The organism is Desulfogranum marinum, assembly GCF_963675105.2.
Lineage (GTDB): Bacteria > Desulfobacterota > Desulfobulbia > Desulfobulbales > Desulfobulbaceae > Desulfogranum > Desulfogranum marinum.
In genome coordinates, this window is sequence record NZ_CAXXRO010000004.1 from 1,918,981 (window position 1) to 1,940,272 (window position 21,292).

The 21,292-nt window shown below is 45.6% G+C and carries 19 protein-coding genes; 7 read left to right on the forward strand and 12 right to left on the reverse strand.

Features of this window, described 5'->3' with window-relative positions; translation table 11 throughout:
* Positions 1 to 145: 145 nt before the first annotated feature.
* The 3 genes from ACHZCY_RS17165 to ACHZCY_RS17175 form a co-directional block, all read right to left on the reverse strand.
* Positions 146 to 784 (reverse strand): hypothetical protein, encoded by a 639-nt coding sequence (locus ACHZCY_RS17165; protein WP_319549779.1) that lies wholly within the window; start codon positions 782 to 784, stop codon positions 146 to 148.
* Positions 785 to 847: 63 nt separating this feature from the next.
* A complete protein-coding gene (locus ACHZCY_RS17170) occupies positions 848 to 1,165 on the reverse strand; it encodes a hypothetical protein (RefSeq protein ID WP_319549780.1) in 318 nt (105 codons plus the stop codon).
* Between the two features lie 2 nt (positions 1,166 to 1,167).
* Positions 1,168 to 2,082, reverse strand: coding sequence for a VOC family protein (locus ACHZCY_RS17175; protein ID WP_319549781.1), 915 nt, complete (start codon positions 2,080 to 2,082; stop codon positions 1,168 to 1,170).
* Between the two features lie 325 nt (positions 2,083 to 2,407).
* On the opposite strand from ACHZCY_RS17175, the gene ACHZCY_RS17180 reads away from it, so the two are divergent.
* From ACHZCY_RS17180 to ACHZCY_RS17195, 4 genes are all read left to right on the forward strand, one after another.
* The gene (locus ACHZCY_RS17180; protein ID WP_205222692.1) at positions 2,408 to 2,752 is read left to right on the forward strand and encodes a DUF134 domain-containing protein; all 345 of its coding nucleotides are present in this window, start codon (positions 2,408 to 2,410) and stop codon (positions 2,750 to 2,752) included.
* 39 nt (positions 2,753 to 2,791) lie between these two features.
* Positions 2,792 to 2,968, forward strand: a complete 177-nt coding sequence (locus ACHZCY_RS17185) for a DUF5320 domain-containing protein (RefSeq protein ID WP_319549782.1) — start codon at positions 2,792 to 2,794, stop codon at positions 2,966 to 2,968.
* A 34-nt stretch (positions 2,969 to 3,002) separates the two neighbouring features.
* Complete coding sequence (locus ACHZCY_RS17190) at positions 3,003 to 3,329, forward strand: DUF5320 domain-containing protein (protein WP_319549783.1); 327 nt, start codon at positions 3,003 to 3,005, stop codon at positions 3,327 to 3,329.
* Positions 3,330 to 3,884: 555 nt separating this feature from the next.
* Entirely contained in the window at positions 3,885 to 4,328 is a 444-nt protein-coding gene (locus ACHZCY_RS17195; RefSeq protein ID WP_205222695.1) for a DsrE family protein, read from the forward strand.
* Between the two features lie 159 nt (positions 4,329 to 4,487).
* Here ACHZCY_RS17195 and nudC read toward each other — a convergent pair whose 3' ends face one another.
* The 5 genes from nudC to ACHZCY_RS17220 form a co-directional block, all read right to left on the reverse strand.
* Positions 4,488 to 5,288: an NAD(+) diphosphatase gene (gene nudC / locus ACHZCY_RS17200; RefSeq protein WP_319549784.1), complete on the reverse strand. Its 801-nt coding sequence runs from the start codon at positions 5,286 to 5,288 to the stop codon at positions 4,488 to 4,490.
* A 59-nt stretch (positions 5,289 to 5,347) separates the two neighbouring features.
* On the reverse strand, positions 5,348 to 7,123 hold the full coding sequence (locus ACHZCY_RS17205) for an amino acid ABC transporter permease (RefSeq protein WP_394713412.1): 1,776 nt from the start codon (positions 7,121 to 7,123) through the stop codon (positions 5,348 to 5,350).
* 123 nt (positions 7,124 to 7,246) lie between these two features.
* Complete coding sequence (locus ACHZCY_RS17210) at positions 7,247 to 8,074, reverse strand: ABC transporter substrate-binding protein (protein WP_205222698.1); 828 nt, start codon at positions 8,072 to 8,074, stop codon at positions 7,247 to 7,249.
* A gap of 80 nt (positions 8,075 to 8,154) precedes the next feature.
* Positions 8,155 to 8,883 (reverse strand): amino acid ABC transporter ATP-binding protein, encoded by a 729-nt coding sequence (locus tag ACHZCY_RS17215; RefSeq protein WP_319550231.1) that lies wholly within the window; start codon positions 8,881 to 8,883, stop codon positions 8,155 to 8,157.
* A 148-nt stretch (positions 8,884 to 9,031) separates the two neighbouring features.
* The gene (locus ACHZCY_RS17220) at positions 9,032 to 10,423 is read right to left on the reverse strand and encodes an aspartate kinase (protein ID WP_319549786.1); all 1,392 of its coding nucleotides are present in this window, start codon (positions 10,421 to 10,423) and stop codon (positions 9,032 to 9,034) included.
* A 287-nt stretch (positions 10,424 to 10,710) separates the two neighbouring features.
* On the opposite strand from ACHZCY_RS17220, the gene ACHZCY_RS17225 reads away from it, so the two are divergent.
* Complete coding sequence (locus ACHZCY_RS17225) at positions 10,711 to 11,490, forward strand: enoyl-CoA hydratase/isomerase family protein (RefSeq protein ID WP_205222701.1); 780 nt, start codon at positions 10,711 to 10,713, stop codon at positions 11,488 to 11,490.
* A gap of 374 nt (positions 11,491 to 11,864) precedes the next feature.
* Here ACHZCY_RS17225 and ACHZCY_RS17230 read toward each other — a convergent pair whose 3' ends face one another.
* The 4 genes from ACHZCY_RS17230 to ACHZCY_RS17245 all read right to left on the reverse strand — a co-directional run bounded on the left by ACHZCY_RS17230 (position 11,865) and on the right by ACHZCY_RS17245 (position 16,764).
* Positions 11,865 to 13,586, reverse strand: coding sequence for a methyl-accepting chemotaxis protein (locus ACHZCY_RS17230; RefSeq protein WP_205224511.1), 1,722 nt, complete (start codon positions 13,584 to 13,586; stop codon positions 11,865 to 11,867).
* Between the two features lie 503 nt (positions 13,587 to 14,089).
* On the reverse strand, positions 14,090 to 15,049 hold the full coding sequence (locus tag ACHZCY_RS17235) for a SphA family protein (RefSeq protein ID WP_319549787.1): 960 nt from the start codon (positions 15,047 to 15,049) through the stop codon (positions 14,090 to 14,092).
* Positions 15,036 to 15,332, reverse strand: coding sequence for a Trp family transcriptional regulator (locus ACHZCY_RS17240; RefSeq protein WP_205224513.1), 297 nt, complete (start codon positions 15,330 to 15,332; stop codon positions 15,036 to 15,038). Before ACHZCY_RS17240 ends, ACHZCY_RS17235 begins: the two co-directional genes overlap by 14 nt.
* 166 nt (positions 15,333 to 15,498) lie before the next feature.
* Positions 15,499 to 16,764 (reverse strand): J domain-containing protein, encoded by a 1,266-nt coding sequence (locus ACHZCY_RS17245; protein ID WP_319549788.1) that lies wholly within the window; start codon positions 16,762 to 16,764, stop codon positions 15,499 to 15,501.
* 558 nt (positions 16,765 to 17,322) lie between these two features.
* On the opposite strand from ACHZCY_RS17245, the gene ACHZCY_RS17250 reads away from it, so the two are divergent.
* On the forward strand, positions 17,323 to 18,027 hold the full coding sequence (locus ACHZCY_RS17250; protein WP_319549789.1) for an ABC transporter substrate-binding protein: 705 nt from the start codon (positions 17,323 to 17,325) through the stop codon (positions 18,025 to 18,027).
* A gap of 193 nt (positions 18,028 to 18,220) precedes the next feature.
* On the forward strand, positions 18,221 to 20,956 hold the full coding sequence (locus ACHZCY_RS17255; protein ID WP_319549790.1) for a PAS domain S-box protein: 2,736 nt from the start codon (positions 18,221 to 18,223) through the stop codon (positions 20,954 to 20,956).
* Positions 20,957 to 21,292 lie beyond the last annotated feature (336 nt).

A 21,292-nucleotide genomic window follows, 5' to 3' on the forward strand; every position in this document is an offset into this window, starting at 1 on the left:
TCATCTCCCATGGAAAACTTATTCTTGCTTTCAGCTGTCTATAATAACATCTTTATGCTGTTTGCATTCGTACTCATTATCCAGAAGAGGGGAGATTTTAGGGCGTCATGAATTGACAATGATCACGTTTCTTTTAGTACATGGGTTAATTACGCACTTTATAGAATAACGGTGCCATGTCTTTGAGAAAAAGTTCTTCCAGCTGTTCGTCATTTGTACGCACAAATTTGTTCAGGTTAACACTGTGCATTTTGGCCGACCAGATTCGCGTACCTTTCTCTGCATCCAACAAGGTGGCCTCCATTACATCAATAGTCTTGTCGATCTCTCTATCGTCAGCCCATACATCGTCATAAATAGTCGAATAGTAACCATAACCGGCTTGCCAGCTGACTGCGCCTGCCCATGCGTAATCTTTTTCAGGGAACTGGTAACTTGAAGTGGATTCGTTTGTCAGGTGGATTATCAATACTTCTCGTGCACCGGTAGTATGCAATGTCTGTTGTAATGTCTTTTTATTTACTTGATCTGTGCCAAAGTTAAACGTATAGCTTGGTATCGCTTTTATGCCGATTTTACCGAACTCTTCGACAAAGCTGTCTTCAAAAATTTTGTGAGCAGTCGGGTTTGTGAACACACCCATGATAAACACCGGTCCTTTGAGTTTGCCCCGGTACTCGGCATTGATCCAGGAGTCGGTAAGTTTATTATGGGCACAGCCGGCGACAAGCAAAACCACAGCGAGTAGATGGGCAACCAAAAAACAGCGGGTACGGTATTTCATTATGTCTTCCTAAAAAGTTAGTGAATAGCCTTGTATGGATACAAATCTTGGGCAGAAATCATTTTAACGCCTGCCGCCTCTGCCCGTTCTTACAGGGCGTCCCATACTCGCACGCCTGGTTTTTACAGATTGAACTTTTTGCTGACGGGCAGGCTTGTTGTCCTGTCTCCGCTGTCGTCTCTGTTCTACGTTCGCATTATTAATATGGACATCAATGTCATTGTTATAGCCATACCTATGGTAGGGATAACGATAACCATCATACACGCCATATCTCCTCGTGTTCGATATAGAAGTACCGTAGTAGCCGCTGCAGCCTGCCAAAAAAAGCATGCAGCTTGCCAGGAGAAAGGTGATGAGCAAGGTGGTTTTATCCCCCATGATCAATCCCCTTCAGCAGGTGATTTTGAGGGCCATCTTTGTATCAGTAACAGGGCTCCGGTGGGATCACTAATTAAGGCGGTATTACCTTTATTCGGTGCTTGGTCAGGTGTGATCAAGACGGAACCGCCAAGGTCCTTTGTGAGTTGTGCGGTTGCATCCGGATTAGCAACCCGGACAATGGGCACCCAAAGCAATTTGTCGCTACTACCTTCTACATGGCGTATGCCCGCGAGCCACTTACCTTTTTGTATGAAAATATCGTAGTCCTCTTTAATTGAAAGAACGTCATCATACCCCAGGATGGATATGTAGAAATTTTCTGTTTTTGCCGGGTCGTTGGTCCATATCTCATCCCATAACCAATCGCCGGTCGCGACCTCCGTCTCAACCGGATCGCCCCCTTTAGCACTAAGTAATACTATGTTCGTTCCCAGAGGATCTCTGATCAGGACTGTCCTGCCTCGTCTTTCCATATCAACCGGGCCATTTACTATTTGTCCACCACCGGCTTGTACCAGTTGAGATGCACTGTCCACATCGGGGACGGAAACCGAGGGTACCCATACCCCCGGAGTTTTGCTTTTTTGAGGCTTCATTTGTAGAATACCTGCAATACGTTTTCCGTTATTTCTGACTACTGCATAGTAATCCAGATACTCAATCTGCCAATTGAACAGTTTTTCGTAGAACCTGCCCGCAGATCTGAGGTCAGGAGTCACAAGATCATGCCAGATGAAACGTCCGGGGAAGGTCGCACCGCTGGGATTGTCTGTTATTGAAGCCATGGCTATTTCGGCCCTACCTTTAGATAACTTGCTGAAACTGGAGCAACCACTCAGGGCCATTACAATAACAAGGAAACCAAGCAATGAGGAGGATGTAGTATCCTTGATACAGAGAGAAGGAAATCGCATCGAGAACCCCTTAATATAATGGTAAAACCATCTTGCTGAATGAAAGCAGTGTACCAGTGCTTTCTCGGCAAAGCAAACATATCCATTAAAAGCAGTGGGTAAGTGGTGGCAACGTGTACTGAGGGAGTGATTTTGTTTACTTACTTTGCTGAAAAAGTCTATTTTTATCGTAAAAATGAAGACTGGGCTTTGCTCTTGCAATCCCCATTATTCACTTGTTTTGGCGCGATCAATCACTTTTTTTGCTCATATGAGCATTTTGCGCATTGCTATTTTAATGATACTTACTTACTATATGCTCATACGAGCAAAACAGAGAGGACATATGCCACGCCCGATTAAGCCTAGATTTGTATCAGCCTACCCTGTTATGGCAGCTTTTGTGCCACGAGGAATTGCAGTGACCGGGGAGGGACTCATCAGTGTGGAGGAATTTGAAGCCATACGCTTAAGTGATTTTGAACACCTGGACCAGGAAAGCGCCGCAAGCATGATGGGAGTATCTCGTCATACTTTTGGCAGATTACTTGCCAAGGCGAGGGCAACCGTTGCTGATGCCCTGGTTACCGGGAAAGAGTTGAGAATTGAAGGCGGCAATTATGAGATTAGAGGTCGGGGTATGAAGCGACGTAGGTGCCGTGGGGGCGGTGGTGGTAGAGGAAAGGAATAAGCAATACTAGTTAATTGGTTAAACCAAGGAGGTAATCTAATGCCTAGAAGAAATGGAACCGGGCCACAAGGTCAGGGAGCAGGAACTGGGAGAGGACTTGGCAATTGTGGGGTTCCAAAAGGGAGCTCGTCGCAACGCCGACAAGGCGGTGAAATAAGCGGCAACAGAAAAACAGGTCGTGGGAGCGGCGGTGGTCGGGAACGCGGTAACCGCTGATATCTTGAGTACAAAAAAAATATGAGGTGATATTATGCCAGGATTTGACAGATCAGGTCCAATGGGACAAGGTCCACAGACAGGTAGGGGCATGGGAAAATGTAACCCGGAAGCACCATCATCGGATCAATACTACGGTTTTGGGAGAGGTATGGCCTGCCGTCGAGGATTTGGTGCAGGTTTCGGTGGCGGCGGACGTGGTTGGGGGCGTGGAGTGAATTTTTTCGGCCCTGTTGCAGGCAGTCGTCAGTCGGTTGCACCAGCAGATGAGCAAGAGGCTTTGAGAGCCCAAGCCGATCAGCTGCAGGAATCGCTTGCAGCTATACAACAGCGTCTGGATGCCCTTGAAAAGAAAGAATAGCTAATCTACTTCCAGGGGAAAGGAGAACGGGCCGTTTATCAAAAAAACACCTTTTCTCCTTGCCCTTTTTTTGCCCGGTGGACAGAATTTTTCACTGATAAATTCGGGCAAACGGTTTTACGATCAAAGAATCGTTGTCCTCCAAAGCATGCCCCACTCAAATCCCTTTTTTTATACTCCCTGTCACAGCTGTGGCGTCACTAAATTATTATGTTAAAGCTGAGGGGAAAACTTGTTGACGAATTACATCACACCTAATAACAAGAAGTTATACTTTGATTGTGTAGACTGGAAACAGTGGCAAAAGCCTGGGTTCAGCGCGAAATGTTAGATGCTGCTGCTTTTTTCTATGTTTTGAACGTTCTTTCCGTCAATCGATCGGAGGTACACTTCGAGGTGATAAAAAGGGACCGAAGAGTTTACCAATGTTTTCCAGCTAGCAGGCACATGTAAAAAATCGAATCAGGTGGTGATTTATATGGGCCCGACACCGCCTCACATATCTCATGACTTTCTGTGTGAAAATCTTGCACAGTACAAAAAAGGAGAACCATTATGCGTTTTAAAAAAATGAGTGTATGGATTCTTGTCCTGATGCTGATTGTGGCTGGAGCAGGGAGCGTGTTTGCTGGTGAGGTGAAAGAATCCCTGTTTGTTAATTTAACCAGTAATGAAATGGACCGAGCTGCAATGGCTATCAACTTCAGTACTCGAGTACGAACGCAGAAAAAAATTCCGGTGACGATTTTTCTCAACGTTGACGGGGTCAGACTGGTGAACCGGAACATTCCTGGCAGCACCCATGTGAGTGGCCAGACCCTTCAGGAGATGCTTGCATCTTTTATGCAGGCTGGTGGAAAGGTAATTGCTTGTCCTATGTGCATGAAAAATGTTGGTGGAATGACAACAACAGACCTTTTAGACGGGGTAGTGGTCGGAAGTGCTGATGTGACATGGCCGGCTTTGTTTGCTCCAAATACGACGGTTTTGAATTACTGAGATGTTTCACAATGTCCATGTCTCGGTTAAGCTGCCGCATGGATTTCGTGAATGTGTTACAGCCGAGTGCTAGATTGTCTTTTTATCAGTGTACGTCAGCAAGGCGATCGCCGGGAGAGATGCTCCGCCAAGACGGATGAGCAATTCCGGCTGGGTGCCTCACTGCCCGGAAAGGAAATGGTCGACAAGCTTGCGGGCAATGCTCGATTGGGGAGGGAGTATTGGTGGCAATCTATCTCGGGTGAACCACTGTGCATCCACGATTTCATCGTTGTCTATTTGGAGCAGGCCACCACTATAACGGGTAGTAAAGCCAACCATCATGGAATGGGGAAAGGGCCAAGGCTGGCTGCCGAAATAGGTGATGTTGTCCACCTTTAGGTTGACTTCTTCAAGAATTTCACGACGGACTGCCTGTTCCATGGTTTCACCAGCTTCTACAAATCCGGCCAGAGGACTGTACTTGCCGGCAGAAAAACGTCTATTACGAGCAAGAAGGATTCGGTCGCCATCTATAATGCTCATGATCACTGCTGGGGAAATCCGTGGATAACTGACCAGGCCACAAATGTTACAGATTTTGGCCGGCTCAGTACTGCTTTCCTTTACTTTTTGCCCGCAACGGCTGCAATACTGGTGGTTCCTGTTCCAGCGCAGGATCTGGAGTGCTCTTCCGGCCTGGGTCAACTGTTTGTCTTCGATATGAGGGTACAGGCTGCGCAGGCTGATGAATGTAGCATCAACCAGTGTGGTGTCTTGGTTGAGGTCGACCACCAGTGATGGATATAAATCCGTGTTGCTGTTTAAAAATCGATGGTAGGTGACCTTGTCCCTGAGTGGTTCTGGGATTTCACTGGGAAGGGTAAGTTGGTCACCATCTTGATGGATAAGAAGGCTATCGCCAAGAAAGATAAAAAACAGGCACCCTGCAGGTAGTATTTCAGGAAGAGTTCTCTTCACTTTGTTCCTCTGAGTTTGTCAGTTAACTGCCTAAGCTGGGTTGTCCTGCAAGAGGAACATCACATGGCAAGCCGCATCCGTTCAGGATTGAGTTTACGTTCCAGCCTTTTTGCATATTGGCTGAGTACATAGCAGCAGATAAAATAGAGCACCGCAATGGTTGTGTAAATCTCAAATGGATAGAGCATGAGGCGGTTGTTAATGGAGTAAGCTGCAGTAGTCAGTTCCATTACCCCTATAATATAGGCAAGTGAGGTGTCTTTAAAGGCAGCGATAAAGAGACCGACAATGGCAGGCAGCATCTGTTTAAGCGCCTGGGGCAGTACTATCCAGCGCATGGTCTGCAGGTAGCTAAGCCCTGTTGATTTGGCAGCCTCCACCTGGCCCGGAGGAATATTGTCAATGCCGCCGCGTACAATCTCGGCAATATACGCACCGAAAAAGATAGTCATTGCTACCACTGCACTCCAAAAAACGTCGAGTTGGATTTTCAGCATGGGCGGGACAAAGAAGTAAACCCAAAAGATAACCATGATAAGCGGGTTACCGCGTATCAACTCGATGTAAAAGATACAGGGAATCCGAGCAACCTTGTTTTTTGCCGAACGGCCGATACCGACTACCAGCCCAATGAAAAAACTGGCCGTGATGCAGATCAGAGCCATGATCAGGGACATGGACAAGCCACCCAGACCCATAAAGACCTCGGTGCTGCCCCCTTTGGGAAAACGCCAGAAAAGCAGTGCTGCCAGGTTGTCCCATATAATTTGATAGTTGAAAGAACTTAACCCGCGTCCCGCCTGATAAAGAAGGCTGATCAGGAAGAGGATGAACAGCAATTTTGACCCGTTTTTTATGGCCAGCCAACTTAGTCGCCGAAATTTGCGCCATGCGACTTGGGCCGGCGAGAGGGTCTTGGTGTCTACAGGGGGGCGTCGAAAAAGAGATGTGATTCGCGCCAGGGCTGCATTGAGTAAAAGTAAGGGGGCAAACAATATATCGGCAATTCTGCGCATGAAGGTTTTGCTGGACTGGTCGACAATTTTGAGTTTGGCGTTGACCAGATTGAGAAACAGCGAGATGAGCAGAGAGAGGATCAAATATATGCCGGTTGCGGCAGCAGTTGCTTCAAAGCCGCTGTAGGTAAGTGCTTCTACTTCCTGTGCTGACCAGCAGACCTCGGCAACACCGACTGTCATGGCCAGAGACGAGTTTTTCATGTTGTTGAGAAATTCGCTGCCAAGCGGTGGCATGATTTCTCTGAAGGCCAAGGGAAGAATAATTTTTCTCAGTGATTGACCATAGGTCATACCCGAGGAGTAGGAAGCTTCAAGCAAGCCTTTGGGGACCGACTGGATGCCTGCCCGGATAATTTCAGCCATAAAGGAACTGGTATAGATCCCTAGGCCAAGGGTGGCGACCCAGAATTCGAAGTTCATGCTGAAAAGTGTTTGCCGTACCTGCTCGGGCAAACCAGCGGGCAGTGCAAAGTTCCAGAAAAAGAGCTGCACCAGCAGCGGGGTATTTCGAAAAAATTCAACATAGGCCGTGGCAAATCCGTAAACAGGCTTGAACCGAGAGAGTCTTGCCAGGCCAAAAAGGGTGCCCAGGACTAAGGCGATAATAGAAGAGTAAAGCGATATGGAGATGGTCAGTCTGAGCCCGTTAAGGAGAAGCTCTCCCATATGGCCATACTCTGTTTCACTGTAAAGAACCGCCCAGTTAAAATCATAGTCAAAGTGAAAGAAGAAACCAAAATAGCACGTTATCAATCCTAAGAGGATGACTAGGGATAGGTTTTGTATCCAGGGTTTTTCGAAATAGTGCTGCAGCATGGTAGGCCTTAAATAATCATCCCGGAGCGTGTGCTCCGGGATGTACGCTTGTTGGATGTATGCTGTACGGTGAAACAGTTACAGTGTATTGTCCAGGTTGCTATGGTTTTGTTTATCTGCAGCTTATGGCCACATTTCAATTTTTTCGGTCATAGGAAAAGGTGTTTCGGTGTCAGGGCCGAACCACTTGTTGTACAGTTCCATGTACTTCCCATCTTTCCACATATCCTGGATTGTGAAGTTAATCGCATCACGCCACGCAGAATCATCCTCTGGGAGACCAACGCCGTAAGGCTCATCAGAAATGAATTCGCCAACCAGTTCATATTTTCCCGGCTCCTTGGCAGCAAGGGCGATGAGCAGGGTAGAGTCGGTGCTGATTGCTTGTACACGACCGGATCGCAGAGCTTCAAACATCTCTACTTCATTCTGATAACCGGTAACATTGGGGTTGCTGTCGCCAAGTCGTTTGAGATAGGCTTTAGCGTTGACAATAGAAGTTGTACCCTGCATGGAACCAATTTTTTTGCCAACCAAGTCTTTAGGGTCTTTTACGGTGCCTACCGGTGCCAGAATTTTTTGACCGTCAAAGAAATAGGTAATGGAAAAATCGATTTTTTCATCGCGAACACGCTTGTGGGTCATGTTGGAAAGGACCATGTCCACTTTAGGAGGATTCGTCTGAACAAAAGAAATGCGGGTTTTATTATTGACCACTACAGGCTCAAACTCAACGCCGAGACGTTTTGCGATTTCCTTGGCAACATCCATGTCAAAACCAACCCACTCATTGTTGGCATCGATAAAACCAAATGGTTTACCCTTGTTGGTGATTCCTGCTTTCACAACTTTGTCTTTCATGACGCGGTCATAAGTTGGTCCTGCTAAAACCATGCAGGCTGATGCAAACAACAAGACTGCGGTCAACACACTGATTTTAAAACCTTTCATTGATATCTCCTTGTGCCGAAAAGGATTTATAAATTACTGCCGCCAGCTCCATGCTGCCGGCAGGTACTGCTGTGTAGGAACTAATGGCTGAGAATCTTACTGAGGAAATCCTTGGTTCGCTGGTGCTGTGGATTGTTGAAAAAGGTTTCCGGGTTGTTCTGTTCTACCAGTTTACCATGGTCCATAAAAATAACCCGGTCTGCCACTTCCCTGGCAAACCCCATTTCGTGAGTGACGCAGACCATGGTCATGCCTTCTTGGGCAAGGGACTTCATAACATCGAGCACTTCGTTGATCATCTCAGGATCGAGTGCACTGGTCGGCTCATCAAAAAGCATGATCTTGGGCTGCATGGCTAGGCCTCTGGCAATGGCAACCCGCTGCTGCTGACCACCGGATAACTGAGAGGGGTAAAAATCCGCCTTGTCCGGGATGTTCACTTTTTCCAACAGTTCCATGGCAATAGCACTTGCCTTATTGGCAGACAATTTCCTTACCATGGTCGGTGCCAAGGTAACATTTTCAAGCACGGTCATGTGGGGATACAGGTTGAACTGCTGAAAAACGAAGCCGACTTCAGCTCGGAGGTGAGTCATGTTTGTGGCAGGATTGTTGACATTCATTCCATCTACTTCAATGTCTCCTTCCTGAATGGGTTCCAGTCGATTGATACAACGGATAAGAGTGCTTTTTCCTGAGCCTGAAGGGCCGCAGATAACAACAACTTCACCTTTGCCGATTTTCAGGTTGATATCTTCGAGGACTTGAAAATCCCCAAACCATTTGTTGACTTTGTTAAACGTAATCACGGTAGCCTCAGCGACAAAAATGATACAGGAAACAAAATTGTCTCGTTCTGCATCAGCATGTTTTTTTTTAAGATAATAGCGAATAAACATAGCCGTAAGCCTCTGCAGGCGCAATGAAATGATGCGCTCTGTTTCTTCTTTTTCGTTGCTATGCAGCTGGTATTGTCATTTTTGTGTCGAAAAAAGTTGCATGCAAAGCGTGTATTCCTTGATGAAGCTCATCTTTGTGAAGCAGAAAGTACAGTGCAGCCCTGGAAGGGCCAAAGGAAATCAGTTCTACATTGATATCTACGTCGGCGATGGCAGAAAAGCACCTGGCAGCCACCCCTTTGCTGGACGAGATCCCTTCGCCGACAATAGCCAGCAGGACCAGTTGGTCCTCTTTTTCGAGCATTCTAAAGGGTACCGGTTTAATTTGCATCAGGGCATTGTACGCTGGTTCAAGGTCCTGCTTGGAAAGGAGAAAGGTTATGCAGGTTTGAGTGGCAACTACCGATTTGATGTTCAACCCGGCATCTGTAATAGCGCCGGCAACTATACTCAAAATACCGGGGCGATACCCTACTCCGGAGGCGTGCACCTTGAGGGTGCTGATGTCCTCGGTATAGGTAATACTTTTGATAACCTTGGCAGCCTGTTCTGATGTATCCGAGATAACAGAGCCCTGGCGACCAGGGTTTATGGTGTTCTTGATCACGATTTCAATGTTTCTTTGTCGAACCGGTTCCACTGTACGTGGATGGAGGATGGTCGCACCAAAGTAGGACAGTTCTCCACATTCTTCATAGGAGAGTCGGTCGATAAAGGCAGCCTCAGGAACGAGTTTGGGGTCAGAGGTCATAAATCCATCAACATCTTTCCATATCTCCAGAACTTCAGCATTAATCGCAGCGGCAATGGCCGCTGCAGAGTAGTCGCTGCCGCCCCTGCCGAAAGTGGTGATGTTTCCTGATTGGCTTATACCGTAAAATCCAGGGATAATAACGATTTCATGCTCTGCCATGTAGGGGATAAGTGTTTCTTTCACTGCTTCGGCAGTGGCTTCCAGATCGACAGTGGCGTCACCGAATTTGCCGTCGGTATAGAGTTTGAGGTGTTGAGGAAGCAGGTAGGCGCAGCTTTGTCCATAGGATTTCAGGGTCCACGCCAAAAGTTGTGCTGAAAAACGTTCTCCAATGCAGCTGATGGCATCCTTCATTTTCGGGGTGAGTTCACCTGTGAAGTTTAGACCAAAATAATAACGTTCAAGCAGTTTGAGAGTCTCGGCCAGATCGGCTTTGTACCCCTGGAGACATTCTTCGGAATCCATAAGCATTGAGGCGACCGACAGGTGCAGCTTGAGGATAGTCTCAAGATGAGGAAGGATTTTATCTTCATCTTCAAGGGCTTTTTTTATTCCACCAATCAATATATCGGTAACACCGTAAAGGGCAGAGACGACGATGACGTTACCTTTACCATAGATCGGCATCAGGTGTGAAATTTGACGGATAGTGTTGATACCCTTGAGGCAGCCGCCGCCGATTTTAATAACTTTCATTTTTCAGGTAGCTATTTTTTGAGTCTAGAGTAATGATGAGCTGATTTAGCTGTAAATATTCAATTTATGGACCTGTTGAATAGGCCAAAGTCCTGAAAAAATCAATATAATGTTGAAGGTGCTGTTAAAAGATTCACTTGGTGCACAGCGCCATCTTTTTTCCACCGCCCTCAGGGGACGGTGATTGAGATAGCCTTGAAGTGGATGATTCCAGCACAGTTTACGTTTTGAAGTGATAAAAGTTTGTTTGTCTAACATGTTGTTTTAACTCTCACAGGAGGTGACGTATGTCGTACACACATCTTATCACGGAAGTAAATGATCGTTTTGTAGGTACAATTATTCTTAATCGTCCCGATCAGCTGAATACTTTTAACAGTGTAATCGCCGGGGAACTAGCCTGCGCCTTGAAAGGGATGGATGATGATAGCGCGGTCCGAGTGATTTTGATAAAAGGCGCAGGCAAGGCTTTTTGTGCAGGGATCGATGTCAATGAGCTTGAAAATAAGACGGCCATGGAATACAGAGCCTGGATCGAGCATATGGAGCAGCCTTTGATGACCATTGCCAGAATGAAGAAACCGGTTATTGCCCAGGTTCAGGGGGTTGCAGCGGCAAATGGTATGGGTCTGGTCGCTGCGGCAGATCTTGCCATTGGTGCGGAAAATACCAAGATGGGATTGACTGCTATTAATGTGGGGCTTAACTGCGTTGGTCCGATTATTCCGGTTGCCAGATGTGTGGGACGTAAAAAAGCATTGGAGCTGCTTCTGTATGGTGATTTAATAAAAGCACCGGAAGCAAAGGACTTGGGTCTTTTAAATCGCATCGTACCAAAAGAAGATCTGGAAGCGGAGGCCATGGCCTGGGCAGAGACACTGGCTAAGAAAAGTCCGATTGCCGTGCAGATTGCAAAGCAGGGTTTTTATTCTTCAGAGGATATGGAATATTTCAAACAATTTGATCTAATGAATGAGGCTTTTGCACGGCTCTGCACCACCGACGATGCCAAGGAAGGAGTTAAGGCTTTTTTTGAAAGGCGTAATCCGGAGTGGACGTTGAAATAAAAATAATGCCGGCCAGATTGGTAAGCATTGCTGAGTATAAAAAACAAGCTCCCGTAACCTGCTCAATAGCGGGTTGCGGGAGCTTGTTTTATTTCCTTTGGCCACTGCTTAGCCCGAATTTCTCATGAGTTTTTCTTTTTCGACTTAAGTTTTGATATTTATAGAAAATACGGTAGAGCTAAAAAAACAGACTGTTTTTTCGTCGATAATCAAAAAACTCACCCTCCGGTTCAGCGGATTTTTCCGCAGACTCTTTGTTGCAGGTCATTTGCGGTAGCTTACTATCGGAGTCTGCGCTTACCTGCTGCGTGTCCTGCGCCTCGATCTGCGAAAAACTTCACTGATGAGAAATCCGGGTTAGTCAGGTGGGTACCTCACACCTTAAAACTACCTACTATAGTGTTGAGTTGGGTTGCGCTCTCTAGAAGATCATGCGCACTATCCTCAACCTCTTTGCTGCTGGTTGAAATATTTTGAGCTGCCAAAGATACTTCCGCAATATCTTGCGTTATGCCGGCCGCAACCGACGAACTTTGCGATACGTTTTCGTTTACCTCCTGAATGCCTTGGCTCGTTTGGGCAATATTTTGCGCTATTTCGCTTGTCGTTGCAGTCTGCTCTTCCACGGCCGTGGCGATTGAACCAACGGTCTCGTTGACCCCTCCAATGACATCTGTGATACTGTTGATGCCCCGTCCGGTTTTCTCTGTTGTATTTTGCACAGCTTCAACCAACGTCTTGATCTCAAGGGTGGCCTCGGCTGTCTGCTTGGCCAGCTCTTTAATTTCATTAGCAACAACAGCAAAACCCTTACCCGCATCCCCTGCTCGTGCTGCTTCAATGGTTGCGTTTAAGGCCAGCAGGTTGGTCTGTTCAGATATTTCGGTTATGGTTTGCGTCATTTGCCCGATTTCATTGGCGGCAGTACCGAGCTCATGCATAAAAACAGAGGCTTCTTTTGCTTGATTGACTGCATCAAGGGAAACACCCCTTGCCCTTTCTGCGTTTTCAGCAATCTCATTAATTGTGGAACTCATCTCTTCTGCAGCAACCGCAACCATGTTCGCATTGGTCGCTGATTGTTCCATAGCCGCAGCCACACTGCTCAAATTTGCACTCATTTCTTCGGAGGAAGCGGCAACGTTTGTTGCTCGCTGTGAAGTATCCCCTGAATTTTCTAAAAGATTTTTGGAGATACCGGTCAGTACGTTGGAGCTGGAACTCACATTTGAGGAGTTCTCTGCGATCTGTTTAACAATTCCCTGTAATTTTTCGATGAAAGTATTAAACCACCGCGCCAGTTCACCAATTTCATCTTTTGAGTCGGTATCAATACGTTTGGTTAAATCGCCTTCACCTTCTGCAATATCCTGGAAGTTAACCACCATAACTTTGAGGCGACTAACAAGCCCGAAGGCGATAACCATGCTAAGGGTAAGTATACCAAGAAAAATCGTCCCTGAAATTATAAGCATGGTAATAAGTTCTTTTTTGACACGACTGGAAATTTCGGATTCCATTGCCGCCTGATTGCCGGCGATGTTGTCCAGGTAAACACCTGTACCGACCCACATGTCTGTTCCTGGTATCATTTCTGAGTAGCTCAATTTGGGAACATTTCCAGCCTGCGGCTTAGGCCAGATATATTCGACGAATCCTCCCCCTGCCGAGGCCTTTTCATACAGACCTCTTACAAGAAATACTCCATTTTCATCTTTGAGCCCTGCCAGGTCTTTGCCTTGCAGCTCTTTTTTGGGAGGAAGCGCGATATTTGTCGTCTTGTTGTAGACGAAATAGTACCCGGATTTATCATCCTCAAATCTGATGTTATCGATATTGTGGCGTATTATTTGAATTTTTTCGTCGAGGGGGTCGATTGTTGAAATAGCATTCCCCAGTGCTAATGCTATTGAGTGCACGGCTACTTTGAGCTTGGCTTTTTGATCAATCAACATGATCTCGCCGGTTTTGTTGACTCCAAAATCTTTAATTTTGTTCCCGAGTTGCAAGGTAAAGAATACCATCACAACAAAAAGGAGCAATATTGCTCCTACTATTAGAAACATTCTGCCTTTTACAGAGAAACGGTTGAGCATTATGCACTCCTGAAAATGAATTGTTTTCGTTATAAAATGATATCATGCGTTCTGGAGATTATTAAGTCAAATGCATTATTTTCATTTCCCGATATTATTGTATAAGCAAAAGTGCTTATGACAAAAATATAATTTATTGAAACAGGGCGTTTTTCTCCGAAAAGTTCATATTTTTTTTAGTGATAACATTGATGTATAGGATAGGGTAATTCTCGCGATTGGTCTTACTGAAAATGTAATCGCTATCAATATGAAAAGCCTGCTTTGGCAGGATGACTGTATTAGAGCTGGTTGTTTTTGTGGGGGAGAGAAAATCAGTGAAATGGGGGTGTTGCGATTTTTGCATTGATTCAATGCAAAGCTGTTCTTTTAGTTAAAGTGTACTGTAAAAAATTAAGCACTGTACAGCAATTGTGTATCTGTAACACGGTGATGGATAATAAAAAAAGCTGACTTAATAGAGTCAGCTTTTTTTATTAAAGAGGTACTGTGTCCAATTGGTTTTAAAAGTGATGCACCCAGCGCAGATTGTAGCGGCTTCCCTCGGTGCGATTTTCAGCATAGGTTTCCCAGTAGGCATTAAAGAAAAGGTGGTCATTCTGAGAAATGTGCCACACTACGCCTGGCCCTATACCCAGGACCTGTTCTTTACTGTTTTCCAGGTCGTTGCCATCAACTTCACTGTCGGTGATTTGTTTTAAGTAGTAGCCATTGATGCCGATTCGCAGTTGCTTGGGCAGTATTTCGTAGGCAGTGGAAAAATTAAGATGTATCGCTTGGCCGGCCTGAATGTCATCCACCGCTCCATAAGAAGCATGCGGATCATCATTTTCTGCATTCCAGAGATAATGAATACGACTGGTAACAGTCCATTGAGGCGTAACAAAATAGGTGCCGGTCCAGTATGGGTTAAAAGAAAAAAAGTTACTGCCCGGATTAATGGATTTATCCTGATCGTATTCACCGGTGGGGAAAATCATCTGTAGTTCTACGCGGTGCATGAATTTTGGACCATTGGCCCCCATGATCGGATCCCATTGTAAAAACGGCCCTACCAGGATGTCCCCAAAACCTGCGTTGTTTGCTTGGGGCAGCATGGAATTATTCATGCTGTAGTCAAGTTCCAGTGATACGTAGGGGATAATAACATCTACACCCCATTTCCCTCCCCAGAGCAGCTCTTGGTCTGCCTGATAGATAAATTGGGACAAGCTAATCCAGCCATCCAGCTCCGGCTCAGGTAGTGGCAGCTCATTGCCGTTGCCATCCATCAATGAATCGGCAGTGTAATATTGGAGATACTGGGTAAAATAGAGCCCTGGGCCTGCTGGTGGCCCACCGTCCATGAACGAGGTGAAACCCAGGTTGACTGCAGGTAGTTCATAAGCCATTGCAGACGGCGCAAGCAAGACCGATGCTGCCCAGAAAAACATCATCTGTCTGCTTAGATTACTTTTTTTCATTTTGCTTTTCTCCTTTCTTTTCATGGCCTTGTAGCAGTTTCCTGGTGACGGATTTGTCATCCTTGAGGATTTTTGATCCCCTGGTAATCTTACATAGACTGATGCGATATTCTGCGGCAATATCCCTTTGCGTCTTACCGGCATGGAGATCTTTTAGTAATTGCCAGCGCAGGGAGATATCTTTTTTTTCACTTGGTGTCAGGATTTCTTCAAGAAACCTGGCCATCAGTGCGGGATCGTCTATTCGGGCAAGTACTTGTGCCAGTTCGAATGGTGTGTTCATAGTCGCCTTTTGTTTCTTTGTAGAGAAACAGAGTGTGGTTATAGCAAATTATATATTTTTGTCAATTAGTTATCATCTGTATGGGGTGTGGAGTTATCGCTCCAGCCCATGAATATTTCCGTGTTACTCTTCTCTGCAGGAAATGAAAATTATGGAATAACAAATCTCAAAAGATATACCCAGAACCTTGAGTCGTCACTCTTTTACCGGTTACAAGGGAAGAGAGGTGCAGGGTGATGTTTTGTGGATTGTTTGTGCGAGTAACGATGGCTGTGCCATATTTTGTTTCCGGACCAAAAAGAAAACGTTTTCCATACCACTGTTTGCCTGTTGCCAGTTTGAGGAGGCATCTTTTCTCCGGCCAAGGGATTGTCAAATGCTCACCTTGACGTATAAACGCATACAGCAACTCTTGCTCGCCACCAACAGTAATCAATTTGATAAAACTATGCTGCCTGGTTGTTTCCAGGCCGATAACTGTTATGGTTTTGATGGTGGTGGAAGGACCATTTTGCCACAGTAATTCCGTGACGGGCAGTGGTTGTGCGACAGGCATGGTGGTTGCAAAAATATAGCGATCAAGGAGCAGGGTCAGTTGTGGCGCAGTGCTGAACTGCCGTTGTTTTTTTTCGACATCAATAGTTGTGCCCATAAGCCATGAGTGAAAATCTTCTGATTGCACAATTGAACGCCATCTTGGGTGGGCAATTGCTACCTGTGCATGGGCGGCCAGGGCGCCTAGCATATCTTCGGCCGTCTCAATTGGACAGAGAAAGGAAAAGTCAGTGTGGAAACTCTGTATGGCTGCAAGGGATTGAGGCCCGAAAATGCCGTCGAATTTTCCTGTTGGGTACCCTATGGTTGCCAGATCAAGTTGTGCCTTTTTGAGGGTTTGCCGGTGGAAGTTTTGAAAATTATCGGCCTTGAACAGTAAGTGGCTCTGATCTGTGGTCGTGGGGTGAGGAGTTTGATTTGAACTGAATGCACTGCCTGGTTCTGTGGGGTGGCTTCTATAAAAAAAGAAAAGCAGAACAATGAGGGCGAGACAGGCAAGTGCAGGCAGTAAGAAAATATAAAGTCGCCTGTCAAAACGCACTGCGTGGGAGGACGTGTTCTTTTTGGTAACTTCAGGGGGGAGAGATTTTATGCAATCAAGGGCAAAAGTGTAGGCATTATTAATTTCCTGCATTTTTTTTGCCGCTCTGGGAGCAACTTTTTGATTGTACGCGTGAAGGTCAGGATGCCATTGTGCTGCTAGTCTTCTATAGGCCTGTTTGACATCACTACGGGTTGCCTGGCTGTCAAGTTGAAGAATATGCAGGGCTTTTCGAAGATTCATGACGCTGATGTTGCGGTTAATGAAGGCCTGTTTTTCGTTAGTCGCATCCTGTAGCCTGGGTGAGATTTTTTTTGGTTTTTCCAGCTGTGCCACGGTTGCCTTAACATGAAAAAGTTCAAGATCTTGATTTTAAGCGTTACATTTGTAACAATGTAAACAGTTGATGAACTCGTAAAAAGTCCATCACACACTAATCTGGATCTCTCATCAGTTCAGGCGTTGCCGGGTTCAAAGTTTTTGGGAGTGAATCATAGTAGACTATCGGAGTCTACGCTTACCTTTTACTGCCAAAATACTGAAGAAGATGGTACCGCATGGAACGATCTTTGGTGAACATTGTGAAAATTTACAACACCATATAGTTATATTCAATATGTCGAAATTGTTACCAATAAAAAAATTGACACCATGTCCATGAAAAATTGGAGCTAAATATGGCTAAGTACAGGTGAAACAGGAATGGGGAATGTGTACCACGTTTATACCACTGTAAAAAAGAGGTTTGAGTCAGTTCCTGTGCATTTATTCCTTTGCCTGTGCCTTGTCTGTTTCCATTTCACTGGCTGTTCTCCTCCTGACAATCAGAAGCAAGACCAAAAAGTAACACCAGGCAAGAGTATCAGCGTTGCTCGACTGCCAAAGGTGCTACTGGTGAATTCCTACCATTTTTCTTTTCCCTGGACCAACGGCATAACCCGCTCCATTGCGGCATCGTTTAAAGTAGCACTCACCCAAGAGGGAGTGTTTGCTGACGGGCCTGACAGGTTGGTCGATTTGAAAATAATCTACATGGACACCAAGCGCAATACTGACGAGAATTTTATCAAAAGCGCTGCCTTGCAAGCAAAAGAAGAGATAGAGCGATGGCAGCCTGATGTGATTCTTACCTCCGATGATAATGCCGCCAAATACCTAATCGTTCCCTACTATAATAACAGTGAGATACCGGTTGTCTTTTGCGGTATTAACTGGAGTGTAGCAGAATATGGATTTTCCACCTCCAATGTGACCGGTATGCTTGAGGTGCAATTAGTTGATCAGATTGTGGATATAATGCGTAGCTATGCCAAAGGTGAACGGGTTGCTTATATTAAAGGCGACGACAGCTCCGCCAGGAAAGAAGCCGGATTTTTTGAAGAGCGCTTGGGGATCGAACTTGATAAACGATTTGTTACATCTTTTTCCCAGTGGAAGGAGCAATATATCGCCCTGCAAAATGAGGCGGACATGATTTTGGTAGGTAATTGGGCTACTCTTGAAGACTGGAATGAAGTGGAGGCTTTGCAGCTGATAGCTGAGCATACCACTGTACCCAGTGGTAATTGGGACCAGTGGGTGGCCCTTATACCTTGGTAACGCTTGCCACTAAGCCGGAAGAGCAGGGATCGTGGGCAGCTCAAACGGCATTGCGAATTTTGCAGGGGGCATCGCCGTCCGCCATTGGATTTTCGCACAATAAGCTAGCGCGAGTGTATTTGAGCCGGAAACTTGCAGGGAAGCTGGGCATCACTTTTCCCATGCCTCTTGTTAACCAGGCGATATTTGTAGAATGATGAGAATATTTCAATCGCTTTTATTTCGTTTGCTCAGTGTCATTGCTGTCGCGTTTTTACTCACCGCATTCATTATCTTGTATTTCAGCGAACGGAAACTGGTACTGATTGTTGATCAGGAACAGGAACTGATCTATTCGGATAAGTTGACAGCGGTGATGAAAATATTGGAATTGAATGATGAAAAGCTTTTTCAAACAGGTATCGTAGAAGCCTATAAGCAAGGGTTTCAAGACATGGCCTTGGAGTCATTACGGTCAATCTATTACCACACCAATCAGTCGCCGGACTACCTTGTAATTGTCAATTATCGTGGTGGTATTGTTCTTCACCCCACTCTTCCTGCTGGAGATATGTCAATTGCAGGGGAGGAGGTCGTCCGCAAGGCTATTGCAATGGAAAACGGCTCACTGGAGTATGTTCACAATAGTGGAGAGGATAAATGGTGTGTATTTCGCACTTTTCCGTCATGGGAGTGGGTCGTCCTGTTTTCCGTACCTCAAGAGTATAAATACCGAGAAATCATTCAGTTTAAAAGAGATGTCGGTGGCGTGTTTTTTTTCGTGTGTGCTTTGGCCTTGACCGCTATTTCTTTACTACTTTTTCACGTTATTAAACCTATCATCAACCTGTCCAAGGCATCAAAGGCTATTGCAGCGGGTGACCTGCAAATAGAGCTCAAGGATGAAAGAAATGATGAAGTAGGAGAGCTGACCAGAAATTTTATGTTCATGCAGGAGGCGGTGAAAAAACAGCTTGCTGATTTTGCACAGCAGAATGTCGAACTCAAGGATGAAATTATACAACGGAAAAAAGCGATTGCAGCCCTTGTTGAAAGTGAACGCCGTTACCGGGAAATATTTAATACCCCAACAGATGCTATTTTTCTTATTAATATAAATAAAGGAACTATTGCCGACGTGAACAAGGGGATGCTCGAAATGTTCGGCTACACGTATCCAGAAGCACTGCATATGCACGTCAAAAACTTGATTCCAAACGTGCAGCCCTTTTCCTTTAGGGATGGGCAACGGAAGGTGAGAAAGCTGATCAGTGAAGGGCCGCAGACATTTGAGTGGTTGGGTACAAAGAAGAGTGGGGAAACATTCTGGGTTGAAATTTCCTTGAAATTGACTGCGTTTGCGGGGACGAATTATTTACTCGCAGTGGCAAGGGATATTAATGAAAGAAAGGTTGCGGTACAAGCCTTGGAGGAAGAACAGGAACGGTTAGCCGTCACCTTGCGCAGTATTGGTGACGGCGTTATTGCTACTGATGAATGCGGCAAGGTGGTGTTGCTCAATAATGCTGGGGAAAAGCTAACCGGCTGGGAACAGAGTCGAGCAAAAGGAAACCATTTTAGTGATATTTTTACGCTCAAAGATGTTGATGGAGCGGATACTGGGCAGCCATCCATTATAGACTTGTTGATTGCCGGCACGTTTATACAGAAGGAAAAAATTGTGTTGGTGAATGTGCAGGATCAGGCAGAAAGGAGTGTTGCACTCAGCGGGGCACCCATCCTTGATAGAAATAAAGAGGTATCCGGTGCGGTTATTGTCTTTCGCGATATCAGTGACGCCATCAAGAGCGAAGCTGAGATGTTGAAAGTGAAAAAGCTTGAATCCATTGGCATACTGGCCGGGGGACTGGCCCATGATTTTAATAATATAATTTTTGGTATCCAGGGAAATATTCATCTGGCCCTCTCCACCCTTGAGCCGCACAGTAATATCGGACGCTATCTTAACGCAGCAGATAAAGCCACTGTTCGAGCTGCCGACCTGACCCAGCAGTTACTTACCTTTTCAAAGGGCGGAGAGCCTGTAAAAAGGAAAATGTCCCTTGAGGGGTTGCCTGAAGAAGCCGCACGGCTTGTTCTTGGGGACAGTACCATCGAACTGTCCTGCAGCTATGAAAAAGATTTATTAGCGGTGGAGGCAGACAGTAACCAAATTTCCCAGGTCTTTCAAAATATAGTTACCAACGCAGTTCAGGCTATGGATGGTGATGGCACCATCACCATTACCTGTGAAAATCATGTCCAGGATAATTCGACTGAGTATATGTTAAATCCGGGTCGATATGTTCATGTAGCGATTAAAGATCAGGGTTGCGGTATTCCGGCAGAGGACATTGATAAGATTTTTGATCCCTATTTCAGTACCAAAAAAACAGGTCAGGGACTGGGACTGGCCATATGCCATTCAGTTATTAAAAATCATGGGGGGGTGATTACAGTACATTCCAATATCGGTCAGGGAACTGTATTTCACCTCTACCTGCCGGCAGTTGATGCTCAGCCAGAGCAGACAGCTGTTCCCACGCTTCAAGCCGGCGAGGTAGATAAAGGAAAGAAAACTGTATTAATCATGGATGATGAAAAAATGATCCGTGACTTGGTAAAAGAAATTTTGAAAAGAGAGGGCTATTCCATTAGTACTGCCAAGGCCGGTGAAGAGGCTATTGAAATGTATAACAAAATGCTGGAAGAGTCTTCACCCCCGGATGCCGTTATTATGGATTTAACGATCCCTGGAGGCATGGGTGGTAAAGAGGCCGCACGTGCTATCAAAAAAATCCATCCTGATGCCAGGATTATTGTATCCAGCGGATATTCCAATGATCCGGTGCTTGCACATTTTCAGGAGCATGGATTTTGTGAAGTCCTGACCAAGCCATATCGAAGAGACGACCTCTGTCGTTGCGTAGAAAGGGCTATCTCTAACTAATGACAGCTTTGCCTGCTCGCTTGTGCTTATTCATCGATTAGTAGGTGTATTGTCTGCTTATTTAAGGTAAAGGCAGAGCTTATCGACAGATACCATTTTGCCGGTCTCTGTCTCCCTTAGAAGTAAATAAGATGTATATGACTGAAAATGATGGAAGTCTTTGTGCAGAAATCTCTACAGATTTGCAAGGTCAGTCGCAAAATTTCCTTAATGCAAACAGTGGCCTTTTTGTCAGTGATTTCGTCTGTTCACCTGCTTAACTTGCAAGTGATTTACTTGAGGTCGCTGCTGCAATATTAACCAATCGATTTTTTTTCCGGTAATAATCCACACTAC